Source organism: Chryseobacterium sp. GQ58, from assembly GCF_059758895.1.
On the sequence record NZ_JCAXEH010000003.1, the window covers coordinates 331,133 to 354,207 of the forward strand.

Annotated in this window: 17 protein-coding genes; 7 read left to right on the top strand and 10 right to left on the bottom strand. The window is 35.2% G+C overall.

Annotated elements, in window-relative coordinates; genetic code table 11:
• Position 1 precedes the first annotated feature (1 nt).
• Both AC6CHK_RS09510 and secD read right to left on the bottom strand, forming a co-directional pair.
• Positions 2-1,219: a TCR/Tet family MFS transporter gene (locus AC6CHK_RS09510; protein WP_498095492.1), complete on the bottom strand. Its 1,218-nt coding sequence runs from the start codon at positions 1,217-1,219 to the stop codon at positions 2-4.
• Between the two features lie 770 nt (positions 1,220-1,989).
• A complete protein-coding gene (gene secD, locus AC6CHK_RS09515) occupies positions 1,990-4,902 on the bottom strand; it encodes a protein translocase subunit SecD (protein WP_498095494.1) in 2,913 nt (970 codons plus the stop codon).
• Between the two features lie 216 nt (positions 4,903-5,118).
• On the opposite strand from secD, the gene AC6CHK_RS09520 reads away from it, so the two are divergent.
• Positions 5,119-6,480 carry a PQQ-dependent sugar dehydrogenase gene (locus AC6CHK_RS09520; RefSeq protein WP_498095496.1) on the top strand — a complete coding sequence of 454 codons (1,362 nt, stop codon included), beginning with the start codon at positions 5,119-5,121 and terminating at the stop codon, positions 6,478-6,480.
• 566 nt (positions 6,481-7,046) lie between these two features.
• Here AC6CHK_RS09520 and hemN read toward each other — a convergent pair.
• The 3 genes from hemN to AC6CHK_RS09535 form a co-directional block, all read right to left on the bottom strand.
• On the bottom strand, positions 7,047-8,405 hold the full coding sequence (gene hemN / locus AC6CHK_RS09525) for an oxygen-independent coproporphyrinogen III oxidase (RefSeq protein ID WP_498095498.1): 1,359 nt from the start codon (positions 8,403-8,405) through the stop codon (positions 7,047-7,049).
• A 129-nt stretch (positions 8,406-8,534) separates the two neighbouring features.
• Complete coding sequence (locus AC6CHK_RS09530; RefSeq protein ID WP_498095500.1) at positions 8,535-9,566, bottom strand: WD40/YVTN/BNR-like repeat-containing protein; 1,032 nt, start codon at positions 9,564-9,566, stop codon at positions 8,535-8,537.
• Positions 9,567-9,632: 66 nt separating this feature from the next.
• Positions 9,633-11,108: an amino acid permease gene (locus AC6CHK_RS09535; protein WP_498095502.1), complete on the bottom strand. Its 1,476-nt coding sequence runs from the start codon at positions 11,106-11,108 to the stop codon at positions 9,633-9,635.
• 165 nt (positions 11,109-11,273) lie between these two features.
• Here AC6CHK_RS09535 and pnuC point away from each other — a divergent pair, with 165 nt between their 5' ends.
• The 5 genes from pnuC to AC6CHK_RS09560 all read left to right on the top strand — a co-directional run bounded on the left by pnuC (position 11,274) and on the right by AC6CHK_RS09560 (position 17,222).
• A complete protein-coding gene (gene pnuC / locus AC6CHK_RS09540) occupies positions 11,274-11,951 on the top strand; it encodes a nicotinamide riboside transporter PnuC (protein ID WP_498096216.1) in 678 nt (225 codons plus the stop codon).
• The gene (locus AC6CHK_RS09545; RefSeq protein ID WP_498095503.1) at positions 11,948-12,556 is read left to right on the top strand and encodes a hypothetical protein; all 609 of its coding nucleotides are present in this window, start codon (positions 11,948-11,950) and stop codon (positions 12,554-12,556) included. The genes pnuC and AC6CHK_RS09545 overlap by 4 nt, the downstream gene beginning before the upstream one ends.
• 95 nt (positions 12,557-12,651) lie before the next feature.
• Positions 12,652-13,419 (top strand): diaminopimelate epimerase, encoded by a 768-nt coding sequence (gene dapF / locus AC6CHK_RS09550; RefSeq protein WP_498095504.1) that lies wholly within the window; start codon positions 12,652-12,654, stop codon positions 13,417-13,419.
• Positions 13,420-13,445: 26 nt separating this feature from the next.
• Positions 13,446-14,471, top strand: a complete 1,026-nt coding sequence (mltG, locus tag AC6CHK_RS09555) for an endolytic transglycosylase MltG (protein ID WP_498095506.1) — start codon at positions 13,446-13,448, stop codon at positions 14,469-14,471.
• A gap of 168 nt (positions 14,472-14,639) precedes the next feature.
• Positions 14,640-17,222, top strand: a complete 2,583-nt coding sequence (locus tag AC6CHK_RS09560) for a TonB-dependent receptor domain-containing protein (protein ID WP_498095508.1) — start codon at positions 14,640-14,642, stop codon at positions 17,220-17,222.
• Between the two features lie 52 nt (positions 17,223-17,274).
• On the opposite strand, the gene AC6CHK_RS09565 is transcribed toward AC6CHK_RS09560, so the two are convergent.
• The 4 genes from AC6CHK_RS09565 to AC6CHK_RS09580 are packed head-to-tail and all read right to left on the bottom strand — an operon-like array spanning position 17,275 to position 20,538.
• Positions 17,275-17,712 carry an adenylyltransferase/cytidyltransferase family protein gene (locus AC6CHK_RS09565; RefSeq protein ID WP_498095510.1) on the bottom strand — a complete coding sequence of 146 codons (438 nt, stop codon included), beginning with the start codon at positions 17,710-17,712 and terminating at the stop codon, positions 17,275-17,277.
• A gap of 19 nt (positions 17,713-17,731) precedes the next feature.
• Positions 17,732-18,754 (bottom strand): UDP-glucose 4-epimerase GalE, encoded by a 1,023-nt coding sequence (gene galE, locus AC6CHK_RS09570; protein WP_498095512.1) that lies wholly within the window; start codon positions 18,752-18,754, stop codon positions 17,732-17,734.
• 19 nt (positions 18,755-18,773) lie between these two features.
• The gene (locus AC6CHK_RS09575) at positions 18,774-19,364 is read right to left on the bottom strand and encodes a transposase (protein WP_498095514.1); all 591 of its coding nucleotides are present in this window, start codon (positions 19,362-19,364) and stop codon (positions 18,774-18,776) included.
• Between the two features lie 49 nt (positions 19,365-19,413).
• Positions 19,414-20,538, bottom strand: a complete 1,125-nt coding sequence (locus AC6CHK_RS09580; RefSeq protein ID WP_498095516.1) for a DegT/DnrJ/EryC1/StrS family aminotransferase — start codon at positions 20,536-20,538, stop codon at positions 19,414-19,416.
• Between the two features lie 168 nt (positions 20,539-20,706).
• On the opposite strand from AC6CHK_RS09580, the gene AC6CHK_RS09585 reads away from it, so the two are divergent.
• Positions 20,707-22,311 carry a S8 family peptidase gene (locus tag AC6CHK_RS09585; RefSeq protein ID WP_498095518.1) on the top strand — a complete coding sequence of 535 codons (1,605 nt, stop codon included), beginning with the start codon at positions 20,707-20,709 and terminating at the stop codon, positions 22,309-22,311.
• Between the two features lie 81 nt (positions 22,312-22,392).
• On the opposite strand, the gene AC6CHK_RS09590 is transcribed toward AC6CHK_RS09585, so the two are convergent.
• Positions 22,393-23,001 carry a hypothetical protein gene (locus AC6CHK_RS09590; RefSeq protein ID WP_498095520.1) on the bottom strand — a complete coding sequence of 203 codons (609 nt, stop codon included), beginning with the start codon at positions 22,999-23,001 and terminating at the stop codon, positions 22,393-22,395.
• Between the last annotated feature and the right edge of the window lie 74 nt (positions 23,002-23,075).

A 23,075-nucleotide genomic window follows, 5' to 3' on the forward strand; every position in this document is an offset into this window, starting at 1 on the left:
TTTAAGCCTTCTTTTTCTGAAAGGCAAAATAGGTAATCACAACACTGATTGCCATTAATATAAATGCTAAAAAAAACGGCGCTCCGGAAAACTTAAACGGCGCTTCGCTGTGAGTGAAAAAGTAAAACAGATTGGTCATCATCGGAGGCCCGATAATCGCTGTGGCGCTCATCAAACTCGTTAAGGCTCCCTGAAGTTCACCTTGTTCGTTTCCGGGAACACTTTTGGTAATGACAGACTGCAAAGCCGGACCGCAGATTCCACCCAAACAATAAGGAACCAGAAAGACAAACATCATCCATCCTTCTGAAGCAAAGGAAAAAAGCAAAAGACCCAACGCATACAGCGACAAACCGTAATAAATACTTTTCTGTTCGCCCAATTTCGGAGTTGTCCAACGGATCAGAACTCCCTGAACCAAGCCAACCAAAAGCCCGACAACTCCTAAGGAAATACCAACCATTCGCTCTGTCCAGTCAAATTCATACATCGTAAAAAAGCTCCAGTTACTTTGTACGGCATGTCCCGCGATATAAATTAAAATTAAAGCAACAATCAACCCTGAAATTTCAGGATGCTTGCCCAGAAACTTAAATGAACCAACCGGATTTGCTCTTCTCCAGCTAAATTCTCTTCTTTTATCTTTATCTAAACTTTCGGGAAGTATAAAATACCCGTAAAGGAAATTTAATAAGCATAAAACTGCTGCTGCATAAAACGGAACTCTTGCTCCGTAATGTCCTAAAACACCACCAATGACAGGTCCAATAATGAACCCCAGACCAAACGCAGCACCAATCAAACCAAAGTTTTTTGCACGGTCTTCATCTGTCGAAATATCTGCAATATAAGCACTCGCGGTGGTGATACTTGCACCCGTAATTCCGGCAATAACTCTTCCTATGAAAAGCCAGACAATGGTCGGTGACAATGCCAAAAGAATATAATCAACCGCAAAACCGAAAAGAGAGATCAAAATAATAGGTCTCCTTCCAAATTTGTCACTAAGATTACCAACAACCGGTGAAAAAATAAACTGGGTAAAAGCATACGCAAAACCAAGCCATCCGCCATATTTTGCTGCTTCGCTGATGTCTGCATGTATCAGCTCTTTGATCAGTTGCGGAACTACAGGGATGATGATTCCCCAGCCTGTAATATCGATCAGTAAGGTGATAAAAATAAAGCCTATGGCTGCTTTCTTTTTTGACTTTTCCATGATGATGCAAAAGTAGTTATTTTAGCAATTTGAAGCTAGAAATTTGAGAATGGAGTTTATGCTTTTGTGATCGAGCAATACGAAGAACGTATCAAAGAGCTAAAAGATCAGGTAGACTACTGGAAAAACAAAGCCGAGGGCTAGTCTATAGCTTTCTGCCTTTCCCGAAAGGTTGTCGCACCCCTGCAACAGACTTTCGGGAAGCTCCGAAAGGTTGTCGCACCCTAGTAATGAGCTTTCGGGAAGCTCCGAAAACCTCTTGCAGGGGTGTTGGAGGTTTTCGGGTCAAGCAGCTGCGGGATTATAGAGATGCTTCGACAGGTTCAGCATGACATCGCTGATGCCCGGTTGTGAATAGGCTTTGTTGGTTTTTCGCAAAGGCGCTAAGATTAATTATTCTTAATTTTTTTAAAGGCGCAAGGATTTTATCTTCGATAAAATTGAATGTGTAAAAGTTGTGAAGAATCAAAAATCCTATCACATTGAGCGAAGCTTGTGTTTTTTTTATGTTTTTAAAAAATATAACGCAAAGATTTTATACTTAAACTTATATTTTAGAAAGCAAAGGCAAATAAATTTGCTTCGCGAAGCTTGAGCAAAAGCTTCATCAACTTGTTGATTCATCTTTGCACTAAATATAATAAACCTACAATGAATAGTTTGCTTATTACTTAACTTAAGCTAAGGTCAATAATTGACCGGCTATACAGCATAAAAAATGGCTGCTTCCAATAGTGAAAGCAGCCATTTATTTTTAATGTAGTTTAAACTTATTTTGAAGCAATAACTTCTTTATCGGTCGAAGATCTTCCGTGTACTTCTTCCTCTTTTCCTGTTTTCAGGAAGTCGTACGCAATTGCCGATGCGATAAAGACTGATGAATAAGCACCAAAACCAATACCGATAAGCAAGGCAAACATAAACCCTCTCAGGTTATCTCCACCAAAGATGAAAATAGCAAGAATTACCAATAATACAGTGAATGTTGTATTGAATGTTCTACCCAAAGTACTTGAAATAGAATCATCGAATAAACCTGCCAATGTAAGTGCTTTTTTCTCTCTTAGATATTCTCTAATCCTGTCGAAGATAATTACCGTATCATTGATCGAGTAACCCAATACCGTAAGGATTGCAGCTACGAAATCCTGATTGATCTCCATATTGAAAGGCATAAACTTGTGCAGCAAAGAATAGGCTCCCAAAATAATGATAGCATCATGGAAAAGTGCCGCAACCGCTCCTAAAGAGAACTGCCATTTTCTAAACCTGAACAAGATATAAATAAAGATACCCGCCAATGCAGCAACTACTGCAAGAATACCGTGTGTCTGAATATCATCTGCAACCGTAGGTCCTACTTTCTCGGAAGAAATAATACCTGCATGGTCTTTATCGGCAGCTTTGAAATCTTTTAAACTAATGTTGGACGGTAAATCTGCTTTCAGGCCATCATATAGCTTTTGCTCTACAGTCTGGTCTGCTTTTAGAGATTCGTCATCGATAAGATAGTCTGTTGATATTTTCAGCTGTCTGTCGTTTCCGAAAGTCTTAGCTTCCACAGAAGAGTTTTTACCATCCTGTGTTGTGAACATTTTTACTAATTTTTGTTCAATATCTTCAGCATTTACGTCTTTATCAAATCTTACCACATAGTTTCTTCCTCCTGTGAAATCAATTCCGTATTTGAAGCCGTTGGTAAATATAGAAACCAAACTGATAATCGTTAATACAATAGAAATTCCGTAAGCGATTTTTCTCTTTCCGATAAAATCGATCCATGTATTTCTGAAAAGATTTTTTGTAGGAGCCGTCCATACAGAAAGTCCTTTTCCTTTCTCAAGTCTCGAGAAGATCATCACTCTTGAAAGAGCAACCGACGTGAATAATGTCATTACGATACCAATCATCAACGTCAATGCAAATCCTTTGATAGGCCCTGTTCCGAAGAAAAATAATACAACAGCTGTCAATAAAGTCGTAAGGTGACCATCAATAATTGCATTTAAAGCATGCTTGAAACCATCTCTATAAGCTTCAAGGATGTTTTTCCCTGCGAATAGCTCTTCCTTGGTTCTTTCGTAAATAATTACATTGGTATCGACGGCCATTGCCATTGTAAGTACCATACCGGCAATACCCGGAAGCGTCAATGTAAAGTCTCCGGAATCCATAATTCCGAAAATATAGAATAAGTTGATGATCATCGCAATTACCGCGTACACTCCTGCACCACCGTAATAGAAAATGATATAAACTATAATTATTAAAAATGCAATACCAAAAGAAATCATTCCCGCGTTGATAGATTCCTCCCCTAAAGACGGACCAACCTGCGTAGCCTGAACAACTTTGGCGCCTGCCGGCAATTTACCTGCTCCCAAAACATCTACCAGCTCTTTAGCTTCTTCTTGTGAGAAGTTACCTGAGATCTGCGTTCTTCCGTTTGGAATGGCGTTTACAACATTCGGAGCTGTATATACTCTGTTATCTAAAGTTACTGCAACCGGTTTTCCAACGTTTTTCTCCGTTAAAGTTTTCCAGTCCTTTGCGCCTTTAGAATCCATCTGCATATCAACCACTACACGACTAAGATCATCATAACCGATACTGGCTGTTTCTACTGCACCGTCAACCGGAGCTTTTTGGTTTACATTCCCTCTTACTGCATACAGAACAAGACTTTCTGTATCTGAAGATTCAGGTTTGTAGCCCCACATAAACTGGGTATATTTTATATTGGCAGGACGTAATGACTGAGCAACTTTGCTGTTTAAAATCTTATTAACAACAGCTGTATCAGACAATTTTACACTTCCTACAGAACTTTGGCTTCCAGATTTTCCTCCCTGCATTAAGTTTAGGAAGTTCACATTTTTAGAAACTCCCATAGAATCGCCTTTTGCAGCAACCATTGTACTCAATGTCTGGAAATAAGGTGCAACCTCACCAAACTGCTGTACTTCCCAAAACTGAAGCTTTGCAGAAGTCTGAAGCATTTTCTTCACCTTATCGATGTCTTTCATTCCGGGCATTTCCACAGAAATCCTAGCTGTACCAGGAACTCTCTGTACATTTGGCTGAATAGCCCCCATCTTATCGATTCTGGTTCTGATTACCTCAAAAGCAGTACCTACAGAAAGATCAATTCTTCTTTTAACGATGCTTTGCACCTGCTCGTCTGTCGTGTTAAACTTAATCTCTGAAAGATTGGTATTTCCAAAAATCTCAGGATCTGCAAGCTTCAGGTTGGCACCTTTTGCTTTGTTTACAGCATCAAACTGAACAAAAAAGTTATCAATATACGATTTTGTGGAGTTTTTCTGCACTTCATCGGTCTTATTCAGAGCCTCAATCAGGATTGGATTTGTAGAATAATTGGTTAAATCATTCACAAGATCTCTCTGGTTGATCTCCAAAAGAACGTTGATACCTCCTTTAAGGTCAAGACCAAGTTTCATTTCTTTGTCTTTCGCTTTGGTGTAATAAAGTTCCGTAAAACCTAGATTAAGTGTATCCTTAGAAAGTCTTGCGATTTCTTTCTGATACTTTTCCGGATTGTCTCCTGCAATAGCAGTTGCCTGCCTTTCAATTTTGCTGGCGTACCATGTTGGTAATAGCTCATTTAAGCAAATTAACCCTAGTACAATAGCAACAATTGTAATAAGTCCTTTTCCTTGCATTTTGTTATAACTACGTTAAATTAAGTCGGCAAATATAAGCATTTTATTGAATTTTATGAATTTTTAAGAGCAGAAATGGTTTATTTTCAGATATATCGGCTTTGCATGATGAATTAAAGATTTAATAATTTTTAAAGATTATATTAATGATTTTTTTAAAGTTCTTTGGTATGAAATTTTCATTTCAACTTTCAAACCACTAAATATCAAAATATTATGAAAAAACTACTATTTTCATTATCCGTTTTTTCTTCCTTAATCCTTAATTCTCAAAGTTTTGTTTTGGAAGAATTTGCTACCGGACTTACTGCGCCCGTCGAAATTACAAATGCCAATGACAGCCGTTTGTTTGTTGTACAGCAGAATGGAATCATTAAAATAATCCAGCCCAACGGAAGTGTAAACGCAGCTGATTTCCTGAACATTGGCAACAAAGTCACTTTCAATGGCGAACAAGGTCTTTTAGGTTTAGCTTTTCATCCGCAATACTCGACGAACGGGTATTTTTTTGTTTATTATAACAATACTGCGGGGAACATCATTGTAGCAAGATATACGGTAAGCTCCACCAATCCGAATGTTGCAGATCCTGCTACCGAAAAGATTTTACTGAATATTCCCAAGCCTTTCGATAATCACAACGGCGGAAGCATACATTTTGCACCGGACGGAAACTTGTGGATCGTGACAGGTGACGGCGGAAGTGGTGGCGACCCAAACAATAATGGACAAAACAAAAATTCTCTTTTGGGAAAAATGCTTCGAATAGATGTGAATGCAACAGGAGCGTATAATATTCCTGCAGGAAACCCTTTTGTAGGTGTAGACGGTGCAGATGAAGTTTGGGCTTACGGACTTCGGAATGCCTGGAAATGGTCTTTTGATCTTACAACAGGAAATGCAATGATTGCGGATGTTGGTCAAGGCTTAATTGAAGAAATCAACAGAGTGCCGATAGCGACTGCAGGCGTAAATTACGGATGGCGTTGCTATGAAGGTAATGACGCTTTCAATACAGCTGGCTGCGCGGCGGCGTCAACAATGACTTTTCCGGTTGCGGTTTATGATCATTCCGGTGGAAAATGCTCGATTACCGGCGGCTATGTTTACAGAGGAAATCAATATCCGAGCCTTCAGGGCAAATATTTCTTTGCAGATTTCTGTTCGCAGCAGATCGGAACTTTAGACGGAAATAATGCAATCACATGGACTACTCCATTTACAGGAAACAGCTTTTCAACTTTTGGAGAAGATAACTTGAAACAGTTGTATGTCGCTGCCGTAAATAACGGTAAGATTTATAAAATCACAACTTCTACATTAGGAACTCAGGAAAACAATTTTAATGAAATAAGAATACATCCGAATCCTGCTTCTGAAAGAGTTTTCATCGACGGATTGATCGAGCCAAATTCGACAATTGAGCTCATCAGCACCGAAGGCAGAAAGGTTTTGGAAGAAATAAAACTCGACAGCGAAAACAGCGTTGATATCACAGGAATTCCCGCCGGAGTTTATTATATCAATATTAAATCCGGAGATTTGAAAGCGTACAGCCAAAAATTGATTATTAAATAGCTTAAAATTAAATTCTTGAACCATTAAGATTTGATTAAGTTGTTAAGAATATGAAGACGGATTATTTATTAAATGTGAATATTTAATTCAGATTTATAGAGTCTTAATTTACCTTAATACTTAAATTAATCTTAATGGTTTATTTCAACAAAAAGTAAGGTTTAGATGCTTCGACAGGCTCAGCATGACATTTCTAATACTAAATGTTGATTGTAGCGTTGTGTATAAACTGAAAGTTTACGAACGAATGTTCACAAAACATATTAAACAACCTGAATTCAGGATAAGATTTTCTAATCGCAAAGACAAACAAAAAGATTTAACAATATGTTTTTCAATATTTAAAGTTAAACAAAGGCGTTTCACTTAACAATGAAACACTATTTTTTGTTTTACTTCATAAGCAAAGCGGCTTTGTTTAGTTTAAAAATAGAGAATGTGATATTAAAAAAACATTTGTTTGCCTTTGCTATTAAAATAAGATTCAAATAATCAACCATTTAAAATAATCCTTATCCTGAACTCAGGTTAAAACAAAAAAGCGATTCAAATTGAATCGCTTTTGTTTATATTGTCATTGAAAAAATACGGGTTTCAGGTTTGTTTCTCATCATTCTGAGATCAAAAACCATCGCTACATTTCTTGTGAAAGCTCTTCCTTTTTCTGTGATTTTAATTTGATTATGATTGATTTCTACCAATTCGTCTTTTTCCATTTCTTTCAGCATTTCAAAAGCATTTTCAAGTTCAGGAAAAGAAGTTTGTGGTTCAAAAGTGGTTTCAAGCTGGCACATTAAATTTAAAATATGTCTTCTTACAATCAGATCTTCTTCATTTAAAATATGGCCCTTCACAACAGGGATTTCGCCTTCTTCAACAATTTTCTGATATTCTTCAACCGTTTTTACATTTTGAGCAAAAGCATACCAAGAATCTGAAATTGACGACATACCAAGACCAACCATCAATTGGGTCTTACTCGAAGTATAGCCCATAAAATTCCTGTGAAGCTTTTTCTGAATCAAAGACTGATACAAATCATCATGCTCAAGAGAAAAATGATCCATTCCAACTTCGATGTAACCTAAATCTTCTAAAAGTTTTTTTCCGTCTTCATACAAACGACGTTTTTCTTCACCGCTCGGCAAGTCATTTTCATCAAAACCTCTTTGTCCAACACCTTTTACCCACGGAACGTGTGCATAAGAATAGAAAGCCAATCTGTCCGGCTTCAATTCCAAAGTTTTGCGAATGGTATGTTCCATCGCATCCCAATGCTGATGCGGAAGCCCAAAAACCAGATCATGGCTGATCCCTCTGTAGCCGATTTCTCTTGCCAACTCCGTAACTTCTTTTACTTTTTCAAAAGGCTGAATCCTGTTGATTGCTTTCTGCACTTTCGGATCATAATCCTGAACACCAAAACTTACTCTTCGGAATCCTAAATCATATAAAGTCTGAAGATGTTCTCTGGTCGTATTATTCGGATGCCCTTCAAAAGAAAACTCGGGATGTTCTGCAATTTCTACAGTTTCAAAGATTCCTTCCAATAAGGTTTTTAAATTTTTCGGCGAGAAAAAAGTAGGTGTTCCACCTCCTAAATGAAGTTCTTTAAGCTTTGGTTTTTCATTAAAAAGCTTAAGATAGAGTTTCCATTCTTTCAAAACACTTTCAAGATAAGGAATTTCTACGCTGTGTTGTTTGGTGATACGTTTGTGACATGCACAAAACGTACATAAAGCCTCACAAAAAGGCAAATGAATGTATATCGAAATCCCTTCTTCTGAATTGCTTTCGTTAAAAGATCTTATCACACTCTGCTTCCATTTTTCAGGCGAAAAAGTGCTTTCATCCCAATACGGAACGGTAGGATAAGATGTGTAACGAGGCCCGGGAATATTATATTTATCTATTAAAGAGTTCATTTAGAGAATTTATAAATCGGAATCCCAACATGAATTTCCGTACTGCAAAATTAACCATTACTGATGAATTTCCAGTCATGAAATATATTAGGTTCTGTTTTTATAATTAATCTAAATACTTCAGTTTCCTTATTTGTTATTAAAACTTAATTTCATTTTTACAATTCTGTCTTTTCCTGCCAAAACTATTGTACTTTTATCAATCCATTCAAAAACATAAAGGCCTTTTTCATCCGAAATTTTCTTCCAAGTTTTCCCAAAATCCGAAGAATAGCTGATGTGCTGATCGCCAACGGAAATAATTTCTTTTCCTTTTGAGCCCGGTTTTATTTTCACGCAAGTCGTGTAACCTGCATTTTCGCCTGAAGCCTGAATATTCCAGGTTTTTCCGCCATCGTTTGTAGTTGCGATATTGTTGATGTTTGCTTCCTGTTTTGTGTAATCTCCACCGACTGCGATGCCAAATTTATCGTCAACAAAATCAATAGAATAAATGCCTTGCGAAGATTCGCCCTGAATGAAAGGTGTGTTGAAAACTTCAATTTTTTCATTTTGAAAATTTAATCTTAAAATTCTTGAAGCTTTTCCGCCGGTTGCAATCCATAAATATTTTTTTGACGAAGCGATGTTTGTGTTACTTGCAGCAAAAGCTGCTTCTCCTTCGTTTAATTTAAAATTATTCTCAATTGTTTGCCATTTGTTGCTTCCTTTCGAATTGAAAACTGCAAGTCGTAAATTATTTTGCTTATCGGAATCACTAAAAGCATAAGCTAAATCATTATCAACAAAATGTAATGCATCGTAAAATGCTGTTTTTAAAGTATCCGTAAATACGATCTGAGATTTTAAAGTTTTCTTATCAGTTTTAAAAAAGTAAGCCGGACTTTCAATATTAATTGCAAAAAATGATTTTTTGTTTTGAGCCAAAGTCCTGAATTGAAGCTTTTTATCCGATAATTTTATTTGTTTTTTGTTTTCAAGGTTTTTTAAATCTACATATCCGAATTTTGAATCTGTTCCGCTGTACCAAACTTTGCCGTTCCATATTTCAATTGCCCGAATACTTATTTTATCGTTTAATAAAGTTTTGGAGCTTACATTTTGTGCAAAATAAATTGAAGAATAAAAAAATAGAAGAGTGAATATAAAAAGTCTTTTCATTTTAAAAGTTTTAACAAAAAAAAAATCCTACCATAAAGATAGGATTTAAATAATATTATTTTGAAATTAATTTTTATTGAGCTTTGAATGTTTTTTACCGTAGAAGAAATAAATTATCAGTCCTAAAGCCAGCCAAATACCTAATCGCTCCCAACTTTCTATTGGTAAACCAGCCATTAAAGCAACACAAATAATAATTCCTAAAATTGGAATCAACGGAACCAATGGAACACGGAATCCTCTTACCGCATCCGGATTGCTTTTTCTCATCATCATAACACCTACACAAACTAGCGCAAACGCAAACAATGTTCCGATACTTACCATGTGACCCAAATCTGAAACAGGCACAAAACCTGCAAAAATGCTCACAAAAACCATAAAGATAAGATTGGTTTTCCAAGGAGTTTTGTTTTTCTTGTGCAGATCACTAAAGGTTTTTGGTAAAAGACCGTCAATACTCATACTGTAAAATACACGGCTTTGTCCCATCAACATTACCAGCATTACAGAAGTGTAACCCGCAATGATAGCAATAGTAAGCGCAGAATTAAGGAAAGTATACCCTGTTTTTGCAAAAGCTGTTGTCACCGGACTTGCATCGCCCTTGAAGTTTAGATAATTTTCTAATCCTGTCAATACAAACGCAAACAAAACATATAATATAGTACAGATCACCAAAGAACCGATGATTCCGATCGGCATCCCTTTTTGTGGGTTTTTGGCTTCCTGTGCAGCCGTAGAAACTGCGTCAAATCCAATAAAAGCAAAGAATACAACTCCCGCTCCTCTTAAAATACCGCTCCATCCGTAATGTCCGAAATAATCACTTCCAAAAAATTCCAGAAAAGACATTTTACCAGAATTCATCAATACTTCACCTTCATTCACTGGAATAAAAGGTGTGTGATTCGCAGAATCTATAAAACCCCATCCTAATGCAATAAAAACAAGAACAACAGTCACTTTTAAAATTACAAGAATATTATTCAGTAAAGCAGATTCTTTAGTTCCTCTTATTAAAAGCAATGATAACAGACAAACAATAAGGATTGCGGGCAAATTGACAACTCCACTTACTTCATCCCAAGGGCTGTGAAGTAATGATGTGGGCAGATCTATCCCAATAGAATGTAAAAATTTTGCTACATATTGCGACCAGCTTACCGCTACAGTTGCCGCTCCCAAAGCGTATTCCAAAACTAAATCCCAACCGATTATCCATGCTATAAATTCTCCCATTGTGGCGTAAGAATACGTATAAGCACTTCCTGCAACAGGAATCATTGAGGCAAATTCTGCATAACACAAACCTGCAAATGCACAGCCTACAGCTGCTAAAATAAAAGAATAAACTACAGCAGGGCCAGCGTTATCTGCTGCCGCAATTCCTGTAAGAGAAAAAAGCCCGGCACCAATGATGGCCCCGATTCCTAATGCAACCAATGAAGTGGCAGAAAGTGTTCTTTTTAAACCTTTTTCATTATCATCGGCATCTGCCAAAAGCTGCTTCAGTGGTTTTGTTTTCCAAATATTAGACATATTTTTTTGTTTATTAAAGATTTACGAAAATATAAAAATTTTGGAGATCTTAACATTTATTAATAAACTTTCGTGATTTAATTTAAATTTTGAAAGATAAAAAACTGATTTACACCTATTTTAAAGCATTTTTAAATGTTTGTAATTTTGTTTATTTTTGACCACATGAATCTATATGAACTTTTTGTAAAACCGTATGAATCTTACACGGATTTGCAAATTCTTCTGGAAATGGCCGGAACCTTCTTCGGAATTCTGAGCGTTTTTTTCTCTATCAAAAAAAATATATGGGTCTATCCCACCGGAATTATCTCGACTTTAATATATGTTTACATTCTTTATAATTTCGGGTTACTTGGAGATTGTATGATTAATGTATATTATACCGCAATGAGTGTTTACGGCTGGATTTTGTGGTCAAAAAATTCTGAAGACCACATTCATGTAGAAGTTTCCTGGGCGACAAAAAAAGAATGGATATTTGCTTCGTTTCTATTTATTATAAGCTTAATTTTGGTCACGCTTATTTATTATTACAAGCCTTTCATCGATAATAAATTTTCACTGGGAGGTGCAAGCTTGGGTTTGTATCATTTGGATTGGGCAAACTGGCTTGATGTGATCACGACTTCCCTATTTTTGGTCGGAATGTGGTTTATGGCCAAACAACGCATCGAAAACTGGATCTTTTGGATCATTGGAGATATTATTTGCATGCCAATGATGATTTATAAGGGTCTTGGCATCACTTCGGTTCAATATTTGGTATTTACAATAATGGCGATCATTGGATACGTCAACTGGAAAAAAAGTTTTAAACAAAAATGTACAAAAAAGTCATGAAAAATTTAATAAAAATAACATTCGGCATATTACTTTCTTTAAGTATGTCTTCATGTTTATCTTATAATAATGGATATGCCGATACTTACGGAGATCCGTATTATAACGACGGATATTATTACGCGCCTTCAGGATATTATGGCGGCGGTGGATATTACGGTAACGACGGATATTATTATCGAAATGATATGAGATATTATTACGATAACGGCGTACCTTATTATTATGGAAATAACAGAACCAAAGTTTATATCGAAAGACGAAATACTACGTCCCAGAGACCAAACGGTTTTAGAGATACACCGAATAATAACAACGGAAATTATACAAATCCGAGAAATACCAGAAGTAATAGCAATAATACCCGAAGCAATAACGGTTTTAGAAATCAGGGAACCAACAACAACAACAACAACAACAACGGGCAGCGAAATCAAAAGCAAAGCACGCCGAGATCAAACAGCAACAGTGGCTTCCGAAACAATTCCAACGAAAATAAAAGCAATAATAGCAACAATAACAGCGGAACGAGAAATAATTCTCAAAACAACAGCCAAAACAATTCGCAGAATAACTCAACGAGATCAGGCGGATTCAGAAATTAATATAATAATTCTAAATAACTAAACGAGCAGCTTACACTGTTCGTTTTTCGTTTTAATTGTAGTAATTTTGCAGGTCAATTTTTTAGAAAAAATATATGGAATTTTATAAATATCAAGGAACAGGAAACGACTTTGTAATGATCGATAATCGCGATCTGCAGTTTCCTAAAGACAAAACGATCATCTCAAAATTGTGCGACAGACGTTTCGGAATAGGTGCAGACGGACTTATTCTTTTGGAAAATGACGAAAAGTATGATTTTAAAATGGTCTATTATAATTCCGACGGCGGAGAAAGCACGATGTGTGGAAACGGCGGAAGATGCCTTGTGGCTTTTGCTTTTTTCCTGGATATTTTTGAAAACAAATGTACTTTCATCGCAATTGACGGAGAACATGAAGCCGAAATTCACAACGGTATTGTAAAATTAAAAATGATAGATGTTGACAGCATTTCCAATGATGGAGAAGATTCGGTTTTAAATACAGGATCGCCTCATTATGTAAAATATGTTGAAGATATTGCAGGTTTCAACGTTTTTGCAGAAGGAAACAGCATCCGAAATTCTGAAACTTACAGAGCAAACGGTATCAATGTAAATTTTGTTGAAAAAATAAATGATGATGAAATTTTTGTAAGAACCTATGAACGAGGAGTTGAGGATGAAACTTTCAGTTGCGGAACAGGAGTTACAGCTTCTGCTTTAACTTTTCTTCAAAAGAATAATCTAAACTCCATAAAAGTTCAGACTTTGGGTGGAAACCTGAAAGTATATGCTGAAAAAAATGGAAATTCTTTCCACAAAATTTGGCTTGAAGGTCCCGCAAAGCAGGTTTTTAGAGGTAAAATAGATCTTCTTTAAAAAAACAACTTTTAATCAATTTTATAATGAAAAAAGCTATTCTCATTATCATCATCCTTATTCTTGCTGTGGCAGGATTTTTTGGTTTGAAATTCTACAATAAATATTACGGAAACAATGTAGAAAAAGAAGGCTATGTTTTGATTCCGCATAAAGCAGATTTTAAGCAAATTCTAGATTCTATCAGTCCATATATTAAAAATAAAGAATCTTTTGAAATTGTAGCCAAAGATAAAGGTCTTGAGCAAAATTTCAAAGCGGGTCGCTATCATTTTAAAAGTGGCGCAAGCAACACAAGCCTTGTCAATATGATAAAAGCAGGAAACCAGACCGAAAACTCTTTCAGAATCGGGGATTTCGGAGATATTTATCAAATGGTGGGAAGAGTAACAAAAAAAACTGAGCTAGATTCATTACAATTCGTAAAAGATCTCAATGAAATTGCCGTAGAAAAAGGATATAATAATGCGGAAGATCTTAAAAAATATTTTTTTATCGATACCTATAATTTTTTCTGGACGGTCACTCCAAAAGAGTTCTTTAAAAAGTTTGAAAATCAATACAATGATTTCTGGACAAGCGACAGAAAAGCAAAAGAACAGCAATCCGGACTTACAAGAGAGCAGATTTATGCTTTGGCATCTATTGTTTATAAAGAATCCGGAGGCAAGCCCGATGAAATGAAAACGATTGCAGGATTGTATCTCAACCGCTACAGAAAAGGCATGAAGCTTCAATCTGATCCTACCGTAATTTATGCAATGAATAAGCAGACCAATTTTAAGGAATCTATAAAAAGAGTTTTTTACAAGCACCTTGCAACACCATCGCCTTACAATACGTATGCTAATGCAGGTATTCCGCCGGGGCCGATCTGTGTGGTAGACAAAAATTCTGTAGATGCAGTTTTGGATGCAGAAAACAACTCTTATATTTTTATGTGTGCAGATCCTCGGAAACCAGGTTATCATAAGTTTACGGCAAGTGCAGAACAGCATGTAATCAATGCGAAAGAATATCAGGATTGGCTCAATTCAAAGAATATTAAATAACAACAATCATATTAACTTTTATTTAACAATTTAATAATTAACATTTCGCATTAGAAAGCGACATATTGACTAGAAATAATAAACGAATCTTGGAACAATGGAATTTTAAGTTTAATAAATTCATAAAATTTAAAAACATTTTTCATTATTCCATATAAAGAATACCTTATGAATCAGACGGAAATAATAAGCATTTTCACAAAAAAAACCTTAGGACTTACTTTTGTATTATCTGCGGCAGCATTTGCATTTGCCCAGGAAAAAGTAGGTGTAACAGGTACAATTGTAGACAAAAGCAATCAGCCTTTACCTTACGCTTCAGTTACTTTCAGCCACAAAGAAAATAAACTTTTCAGCGACGCTGTACTTACTGATGAAAAAGGCCAATATACACTTCAACTGGTTCCGGGAAACTACGATGTTACCGTTGAGGCAATCGATTACAAAAAAAGTGTCATCAACAAGCAAATTTCAACAGGGGGTAATATTGGAGCTCTATCAATAGAAGCAGAAACAACTTCAACGAATTTAAAAACTCAGGATATTCAAGGTATTGTCATAAGCGCGCCTTCGACCAAGCCGTACAAAGTGGAGCTGGATAAAAGAACTTATGATCCTTCGCAAGATATTGTAAGTAAAGGTGGAAATCTTCAGGATGTGCTTTCAAATGTGCCCTCGGTTTCTGTAGATACAGATGGAACGGTTTCTATGCGAGGAAGCTCCAATGTAAGATTTTTGATTAATGGAAAACCATCCGCTTTATTAGGAATTGACGACGGTGCAAATGCATTACAGAGTATTCCTGCAGATCAAATTGAAAGAATTGAGGTAATCACCAATCCCTCATCAAAATTTGAAGCTAGCGGAACTGCGGGTATTTTAAATATTATTTTAAAGAAAACCAAGAAAACAGGCTTCAACGGAAGTATTATCGGGACTTTAGGATACCTTCCTCAAACCAATCTAAATACAAATCTAAGCTGGAGAAAAGGAGATGTTACATGGTTTCTAAATGGCGGCGGTGGATACCGTGAATCTAAAAACACCAACAGAACAGATAATTATTTTACCAATGTTTCTAAAGACGGAGCAACCTTACAAAGCAATCAGGAGAATATCAGCGAGAGCCAGAATAAAAACTACAATGCTTCTGCCGGTATAGTATATGATATTACTGACAAGACTTCTATCAACGCATCCGGAACTGTAAGAACTTTTGACAGTGAAAGTAACGGTAGCGTAACGTATGATAATAAGCTCTTTAACGTCGCAAATACTTTCAGAAACAGAATAACAAATGGTTTTAACAATAATCTCGCATTTCAAGGAGATTTAGGTTTAGACCATAAATTTGATGATAAAGGGCAAAACATTTCATTATCCTTAAGCCTTCAAAGTAATAGATCGTACAATGATACTAATATTGACGAAACAAAAAACGGAAATTTTGAGTTGAAGAATATCATTAATCAAACTACCAGAAACAAAACATTGATAGGTAAGGCGGATTATGAACTTCCAATAGGTGAAATCTCGAAGATAGAAGCAGGCTACAGAATAGATGTTAATCAAAACGATTACAATAATGATGTGAGAGAAAGCACAGTAAATAATACAACTTTAAGCTTTTTACCTTTGTATACTTATGATGCCACATACAAGGAGATTTTCAATGCAGGATATATACAGTTTAAAAGTAAAATTGGAAATGTCAGCTATCAATTAGGTGTAAGAAATGAATATTCCAATATTGACATCAACTATGCCAATCTTGTGCCGGATGAAGCTGCCTTAAGAAATAAGAAAAGCTACAACAACCTATTTCCAAGTGTGTATTTAAGTTATGAGTTTGCAAAAGATAATCAATTATTGCTTAATTATACAAGAAGAATAGACCGTCCAAGATCTTTCTTTTTGATTCCGAATCCTAATTATAATGATAATCAAAATATTTTTGATGGTAATATAGATTTAAACCCTTCTTATGTAGATTCGTTTGAGTTTGGATATAGTATTTCGAAAAAGAAATTTACTTTTAATCCAACTATTTATTACAGACGCCAAACTGACGATACAAAAATGCTTGTCTATAATGAAAAAGTATTAATTGATGATCCTGAATTTCCAGATTTGCCTGACGAAGAAAAAGAAGAAAGAATTGTTTTTCATACAAAACCTATCAATTTAGGATCTGATGACCGTTTTGGTTTAGATTTTAATTTTAATTGGGACGCAACAAGCTGGCTGAAATTCTTAGGAAATGTTGATTTATTTGGTTACAAGACTAAAGGTAGCGTTCTTTATAATACATTAGACAACGACGGAAACCCAATTGTAGCAACAGCAAATTTCAATGGTAGTGGTTTTTCTACAAGAGCAAGATTAACTTCTACATTCAAAATAGATAAAACATTCAGCTTTCAATTGCAAGGATTCTACAGAGGTGCACAAAAAACAGCATATCAGGATCGAAAAGATATGTATGCTTTAAATTTTGGAGCCTCAAAAACCATCTGGAATGGAAATGGTACACTATCATTCAATATTCAGGATATCTTCAATACCAGAGCGATGAGATCAACAACTTTTGGTGAGAACTTCACAAGAGAATCTTACATGCAATGGCAGCCAAGACAGTTTGCTGTTTCTTTAACATACAGATTTAAGCAAGGTGAAAAAATCGAGCAGCCAAAAAGGAAAAAAGATGTGAATGCCAATGCGGCAGGTGATGACCAACAAGCTCCAATGTAATTATTACATAGCTAATAAAAAGTCCCGAAAATTAAAATTTTCGGGACTTTTTTTATTCTGAAGCTTTTGCTTTTTCAGCTTCATAAATTCTTTTTCTCAAATCACTTGACGAAAATCTATGGTCCCGTTTATTGTAGAAAATTTCAATGCCTTTTTCTTCGCAATATTTTTTACCGGTAAAATCTTTGTCCATATAATCGTCGCCTATAATTCTTACGTCAATCACAAAAGATTTTAAAATATCTTCCAAATCCTGTTCCGTGTAATACGGAATAATCTCATCTACTGCGTTTACCGCTTTTAGCTGAATATATCTTTCAACAATGGTCTGTGTCGGTTTATTCTTGTTTGGACGATCGTGGGACGGATCGATCTGTAAACCAACAATTAAGTAATCGCATACCGTTTTGGCTTCTTCCAGCATCTTAATATGACCTGCATGGAGTAAGTCAAATGAAGAAAATGTAATGCCTATTCTTTCGGTTTTCATATTATGTTAATGATTTAAGTTAATTTTTTCTTGATTCTAAATACTTTTGCCATTCCCAAACGGTTTTTAAGGCTTCTTCCAAAGATGTTTCAGACTTCCAGTTCAATTCCTTTTCTGCTTTATCTGCATTGGCGTATGCAATCGTAATATCACCTTCTCTCCTATCGCAAATCTGATAAGGAACCTCAACATCATTTGCAATTTCAAATGCTTTTACGACTTCCAATACAGAAGATCCTTTTCCGGTTCCTAAATTATAAATATCAATAATAGTGCCTTCCAACTGGTTATTGATTAAGCTTTGTAATGCTGCAACATGTGCTTTTGCCAAGTCTACAACATAAATATAATCACGAATCGGCGTCCCATCTTCCGTTTCATAATCATTCCCCCAAATACTTAATTTTTCGCGGATTCCGGCTGCTGTCTGCATTACATAAGGAATCAGGTTATTTGGAATTCCGATTGGCAATTCACCCAAAAGCGCCGATGGATGCGCACCAATTGGATTAAAATATCGTAAAAGAGAAACCTTGCTTTTATAAGCCTGAGCAAAATCTTTTAAAATTTCTTCGCCCATCTGTTTTGTTTTGCCATAAACGCTTTCAGGCATTTTTAGCGGTGTATTTTCATTAATTGGCATTTCATCAGCCTGTCCGTAAACAGTGCATGACGAACTGAAAATAAAATTGGAAACATTTCTGTTTTTAAATTCCTGCAAAATATTGATTAGCGAAAACAAATTATTTTCATAATAATCAATCGGCTTTTCCTGACTTTCTCCCACCGCCTTTGATGCTGCAAAATGAATACAGCCTTCAATATTGTGAGCATCAAAAACCTGATTGAGAAGCTCTTTTCTTTTAAGGTCAAAAGGATAAAAAATAGGTCGTTTACCTGTAATTTCCTCAATATTATTTAATATAAATTTTTCTGAATTGGATAGATCGTCTACAATAACCACTTCATAGCTATTGTTTATGAGCTCCACAACGGTGTGTGAGCCAATGTATCCAAGTCCTCCTGTTACAAGTATTGCCATTGTTTATTTTTTTACTTTGTCAAAGTTCTAAATCTTTGACAAAGTTTAAGTTAAAATTTTCTTTTTTATGACATTCAATAAAATTTTCACGATCATCAAATAATTCTAACACATCATTGCGTTGAATATTAGTTTGCAAGTTCGAAATTATTGCATGGTAAGATGAGAATTTGTATTCCTGATAATTTTCAGGGTTTTGATGAATATACACAATCAAATTTCTAAGATAATTTTCTGAATCGATAAGGACTCTTTTGAAAGGTGATTCAAAAACTGGTCCGGTACGCTGATAAACTTTATTAAAAGATTGAGTATAACTGCTTATTAATTTACTAACTTCTTTGCTGAAAAAGCAGTCTTTTGAATGCAAGCCATTTTCTTTAAAATTGACAGAGACATCAATTTCTGATTTGACCTTCAAAATAAAATGAAAATGATTTGGCATTAAACAATAAGCATAAATATCAAAATAAGGAATTAAATAAGTTTTTGCCTTCCGAAGAAAAAAATTAAAATTTTCATTATTCAAAAATACTAACCTAGAATTGACTCCACGATTAAAAATATGATAAAATCTATCAGTTTCTAAATGGTTTTCCCTTATTCTCATCAGTGTGATTTTTTAAACTTTGTCAAAGATTTTCAACTTTGACAAAGTGTTATCCCATAAATTCCAAAACAGCATCCGTAATAAATTTCAGCTGCTCTTCATCCAATTCTGTATGCATCGGAAGAGAAATTACCTGATCCAAAAGTTTGTCTGTATTCACAAAATCGGCATCGTTGCTTTCCTGATAATATGCTTTTTGTTTCCTTAAAGCAACCGGATAATAAATCATTGCCGGAATATCTTTTTCGGTTAAGAACTTCTGCAATTCGTTACGCTTTCCGTTCAGAATTCTTAAAGTATATTGATGAAAAACGTGACTTGAATTTTCGGCTCTTTTTGGTGTTAAAATATTTTCATTGCCTGCAAAAGCTTCGTCATAATAATCCGCTGCTTTTCTTCTCGCTTCATTATAAGAATCCAGATGTGGAAGCTTTTTTCTTAAAACCGCTGCCTGAATACTGTCTAATCTTGAGTTTACACCAACCTCATCATGATAATATCTTTTGTACATTCCGTGGTTTACAATTCCTCTTAAACGGTGCGCCAGATCTTCATTATTGGTAAAAATTGCTCCACCGTCACCATAACAGCCTAAATTTTTAGACGGAAAAAAGGAAGTTGTTCCTACAGTTGACATCGTACCGGCTTTTTTTACAGTTCCGTCCGAAAAAGTAAATTCAGCACCGATGGCCTGCGCATTGTCTTCAATGACAAATAAATTATGCTCTTCTGCAATTTTCAGGATTTCTTCCATATTGGCACATTGCCCGAAAAGATGTACCGGAATAATTGCTTTTGTTTTAGGAGTGATTGCTTTTTTGATCTGCTCGGTCGAAATCGTAAAAGTATCATAATCTACATCTACCAAAACAGATTTCAGCTTAAGCAAATGAATAACTTCTACCGTTGCCGCAAAGGTAAAATCAGAGGTAATTACTTCATCGCCTTCTTTTAAATCTAAAGCCATTAAAGCAATCTGCAAAGCATCTGTACCATTTGCGCAAGGAATCACATGGTTTACATCGAGATAAGCCTCAAGCTCATTCTGGAAAGATTTTACTTCAGGACCATTAATAAAAGCTGCAGAATCCATCACATTCAAAACTGCATTATCTACATCGCTCTTTATCTTGTAATACTGACTTTGCAAGTCAACCATCTGTATTTTTTTCATATGTAAATCTTATTTTTTAAAAGTTATTTGTTACCGCTTTATTAAAGTTTTCTTTATGCAAAATAGTTGCATGCGATTTCATAAACAAATATTTCCGTAAAAATAAGGAATTTAAAATCCTGTCAAAAAAATTTATTGATTTTGTTTATCTTTATCAAAAATAAACACATGAAAAAAATTCTATTATTTCTATTTTTATTTGGTTATTCTATTGTCTCAGCTCAAACGGAGCTTGTTTTTGTATATTTTAATGATAAGCCAAACAAAGCTGCTTTTTATGCAAATCCTTTATCAGAATTGTCTCAAAAATCGCTTGACCGAAGAGCTGCATTGGGTATTGCATTAAATGATCAGGACGCTCCGATCGAACAATCTTATATTCAGAATCTTCAAAATTTAGGCTTTACCATTACCGATTATTCAAAATGGTTGAATGGTGTTGCTGTGAATGCAAATCAGGCACAGGTAAATCTGATAAAAACACAGCCTTTTGTACAGTCAATAGAAAGTTTCGCCAAAAATTCTTCTCTTGTCTTAAAAACCCAAAACACAAATAAGTGGGAAAATTTTGAAGAGGCTCAAAAAAATTTAACAGTATTTGATTATGGTTCAGGATCTGAACAAATTGATCAGATTAATCTCAGACCGCTTCATCTTGCCGGATTTACAGGAAACGGTGTTTCAATTGCCGTAATCGATACAGGTTTTCCTTCCGTAAATACAGGTTCAGCATTTTCAAGATTACGAAACAGTAATAAAATAAAAGATGTTTACGATTTTGTGACTAAAAATACAGATGTTTACAATACTTCTTTAAACAATCACGGAACTGTGGTTTTAGGGGCAATTGGCGGATATATACAAGACAGTTTTGTTGGTTCGGCACCGGATGCGGATGTTTATCTTTACCGAAGTGAAAACGCAGCCGTAGAAATTCCCGAAGAAGAACTGTACTGGATTGAAGCCGCTGAAGAAGCCGACAGAAAAGGCGTTGATATCATTACAACATCTTTGGGCTACAATGTATTTGATGATCCGAAATACAATTACACCTACGCCAATATGAACGGAACCACCTCTTTTATCGCAAGAGGAAGCGAAATTGCCGTGAACAAAGGCATTTTTGTTTTGATTGCAGCAGGAAATTCAGGTGAGCAAACCTGGCATTATATTACGACGCCTTCCGACAATGAAAAAGTTTTCAGCATCGGAGCCGTAACTTCTACAGGAAATTCTTCATCATTTTCATCATACGGTCCCAATTCGTCAGGAATAGTAAAACCGGATGCAAGCGCGAGGGGAACTTCTTCCTCAACGGTAAATAATAATTCTTTAACAACGGTTTCCGGAACTTCCATCGCAACACCAATTGCTGCAGGCGGAGTTGCCTGTTTAATTGAAGCTTTTCCAACAATGAATCGTGATCTGATGCGGACAAAATTAAGACAAACGGCTTCTTTATTTCCAAATCATACCGATCAAATGGGCTTTGGGATTTTAAATTTCGGGAATTTGTATAATTCGGTTTTGAATACTTCGGAACTGGTAAAAAAAGATAAGTTTGCTATTTTCCCAAATCCCGTAAAATCTATTTTAAATATTGTTTCAGAAAGTAACGTTTTATCTTTAGAAATTTTTGACAATTTAGGGAGATCAATTACTAAAGCTAAAAATCAAAAATCTGTACAGGTTGAAGATTTCCCAAAAGGGACTTATTATCTGAAAATTCAGACAAAAGATAAAGTGTATTACGAAAAATTTATAAAAGAATAATTTTAACGTTTAAAAGCCTATAATTTATATGTTTTAAATTTATTTTTAAGTACATTTTTATCAGTGTTTTCTGTCTCCAGATCAGCATTCATCTGTTCCAAAATCATTATTAATGACTTTATTGTCGGTCATGTCTCCAGAATCATAGCCAATCAAAACGATATCAGAATTTTTAAACTTAAAAGTATACCTCCAATATCCGTATTCTCCGTGAGAATAATCGACATAAATATTTCCTTTATCTATGGAAACGCCCAGTTCCGGTGCGAAATAAACAATGCCGTTTTCATTTTCAGATGAAAAACATTTTGTGTTTTTGGCCACCAATTCATAATTTTCTTCTTTATTCAGGAGAACTATAATTCCTTTGTGATTACGGTCAATTTTTCCGCGATATTTGGTAAATTCTTTTTTATCTGCGCTTTGAATGATAAGTACACAATCTTCCAGACCGTCATTATTTAAATCTCCATGAGTTTTTTCATAAATTTTAAATCCTGTTGGTAAAAAGTCTTCAGGTGTATTGTTTGTTGGAAATTTTGTCGTAGTTTCTTTTAATTCGGCAGCCTTATCTTGTTTAAAAACATTATTTATATCTGCGAAAATTTTCTGTTCGGCCTTGGCGCGTTCACAACTTTCACAACACACTAAAGAAGCTGCAAAAGCAGGTAAAATCATTTTTTTGATCATTTCTGTGTTTTCGGCAAATGTATAAAAAAAGTATCAGAATTTTTCCTGATACTTTTTGTTAATTATTTTTAAGC

Bases quoted from the DNA above. Each gene is read 5' to 3' on its own strand.
- AC6CHK_RS09510 (WP_498095492.1), bottom strand. From the start codon at position 1,219: ATGGAAAAGTCAAAAAAGAAAGCAGCCATAGGCTTTATTTTTATCACC.
- secD (WP_498095494.1), bottom strand. From the start codon at position 4,902: ATGCAAGGAAAAGGACTTATTACAATTGTTGCTATTGTACTAGGGTTA.
- AC6CHK_RS09520 (WP_498095496.1), top strand. From the start codon at position 5,119: ATGAAAAAACTACTATTTTCATTATCCGTTTTTTCTTCCTTAATCCTT.
- hemN (WP_498095498.1), bottom strand. From the start codon at position 8,405: ATGAACTCTTTAATAGATAAATATAATATTCCCGGGCCTCGTTACACA.
- AC6CHK_RS09530 (WP_498095500.1), bottom strand. From the start codon at position 9,566: ATGAAAAGACTTTTTATATTCACTCTTCTATTTTTTTATTCTTCAATT.
- AC6CHK_RS09535 (WP_498095502.1), bottom strand. From the start codon at position 11,108: ATGTCTAATATTTGGAAAACAAAACCACTGAAGCAGCTTTTGGCAGAT.
- pnuC (WP_498096216.1), top strand. From the start codon at position 11,274: ATGAATCTATATGAACTTTTTGTAAAACCGTATGAATCTTACACGGAT.
- AC6CHK_RS09545 (WP_498095503.1), top strand. From the start codon at position 11,948: ATGAAAAATTTAATAAAAATAACATTCGGCATATTACTTTCTTTAAGT.
- dapF (WP_498095504.1), top strand. From the start codon at position 12,652: ATGGAATTTTATAAATATCAAGGAACAGGAAACGACTTTGTAATGATC.
- mltG (WP_498095506.1), top strand. From the start codon at position 13,446: ATGAAAAAAGCTATTCTCATTATCATCATCCTTATTCTTGCTGTGGCA.
- AC6CHK_RS09560 (WP_498095508.1), top strand. From the start codon at position 14,640: ATGAATCAGACGGAAATAATAAGCATTTTCACAAAAAAAACCTTAGGA.
- AC6CHK_RS09565 (WP_498095510.1), bottom strand. From the start codon at position 17,712: ATGAAAACCGAAAGAATAGGCATTACATTTTCTTCATTTGACTTACTC.
- galE (WP_498095512.1), bottom strand. From the start codon at position 18,754: ATGGCAATACTTGTAACAGGAGGACTTGGATACATTGGCTCACACACC.
- AC6CHK_RS09575 (WP_498095514.1), bottom strand. From the start codon at position 19,364: ATGAGAATAAGGGAAAACCATTTAGAAACTGATAGATTTTATCATATT.
- AC6CHK_RS09580 (WP_498095516.1), bottom strand. From the start codon at position 20,538: ATGAAAAAAATACAGATGGTTGACTTGCAAAGTCAGTATTACAAGATA.
- AC6CHK_RS09585 (WP_498095518.1), top strand. From the start codon at position 20,707: ATGAAAAAAATTCTATTATTTCTATTTTTATTTGGTTATTCTATTGTC.
- AC6CHK_RS09590 (WP_498095520.1), bottom strand. From the start codon at position 23,001: ATGATCAAAAAAATGATTTTACCTGCTTTTGCAGCTTCTTTAGTGTGT.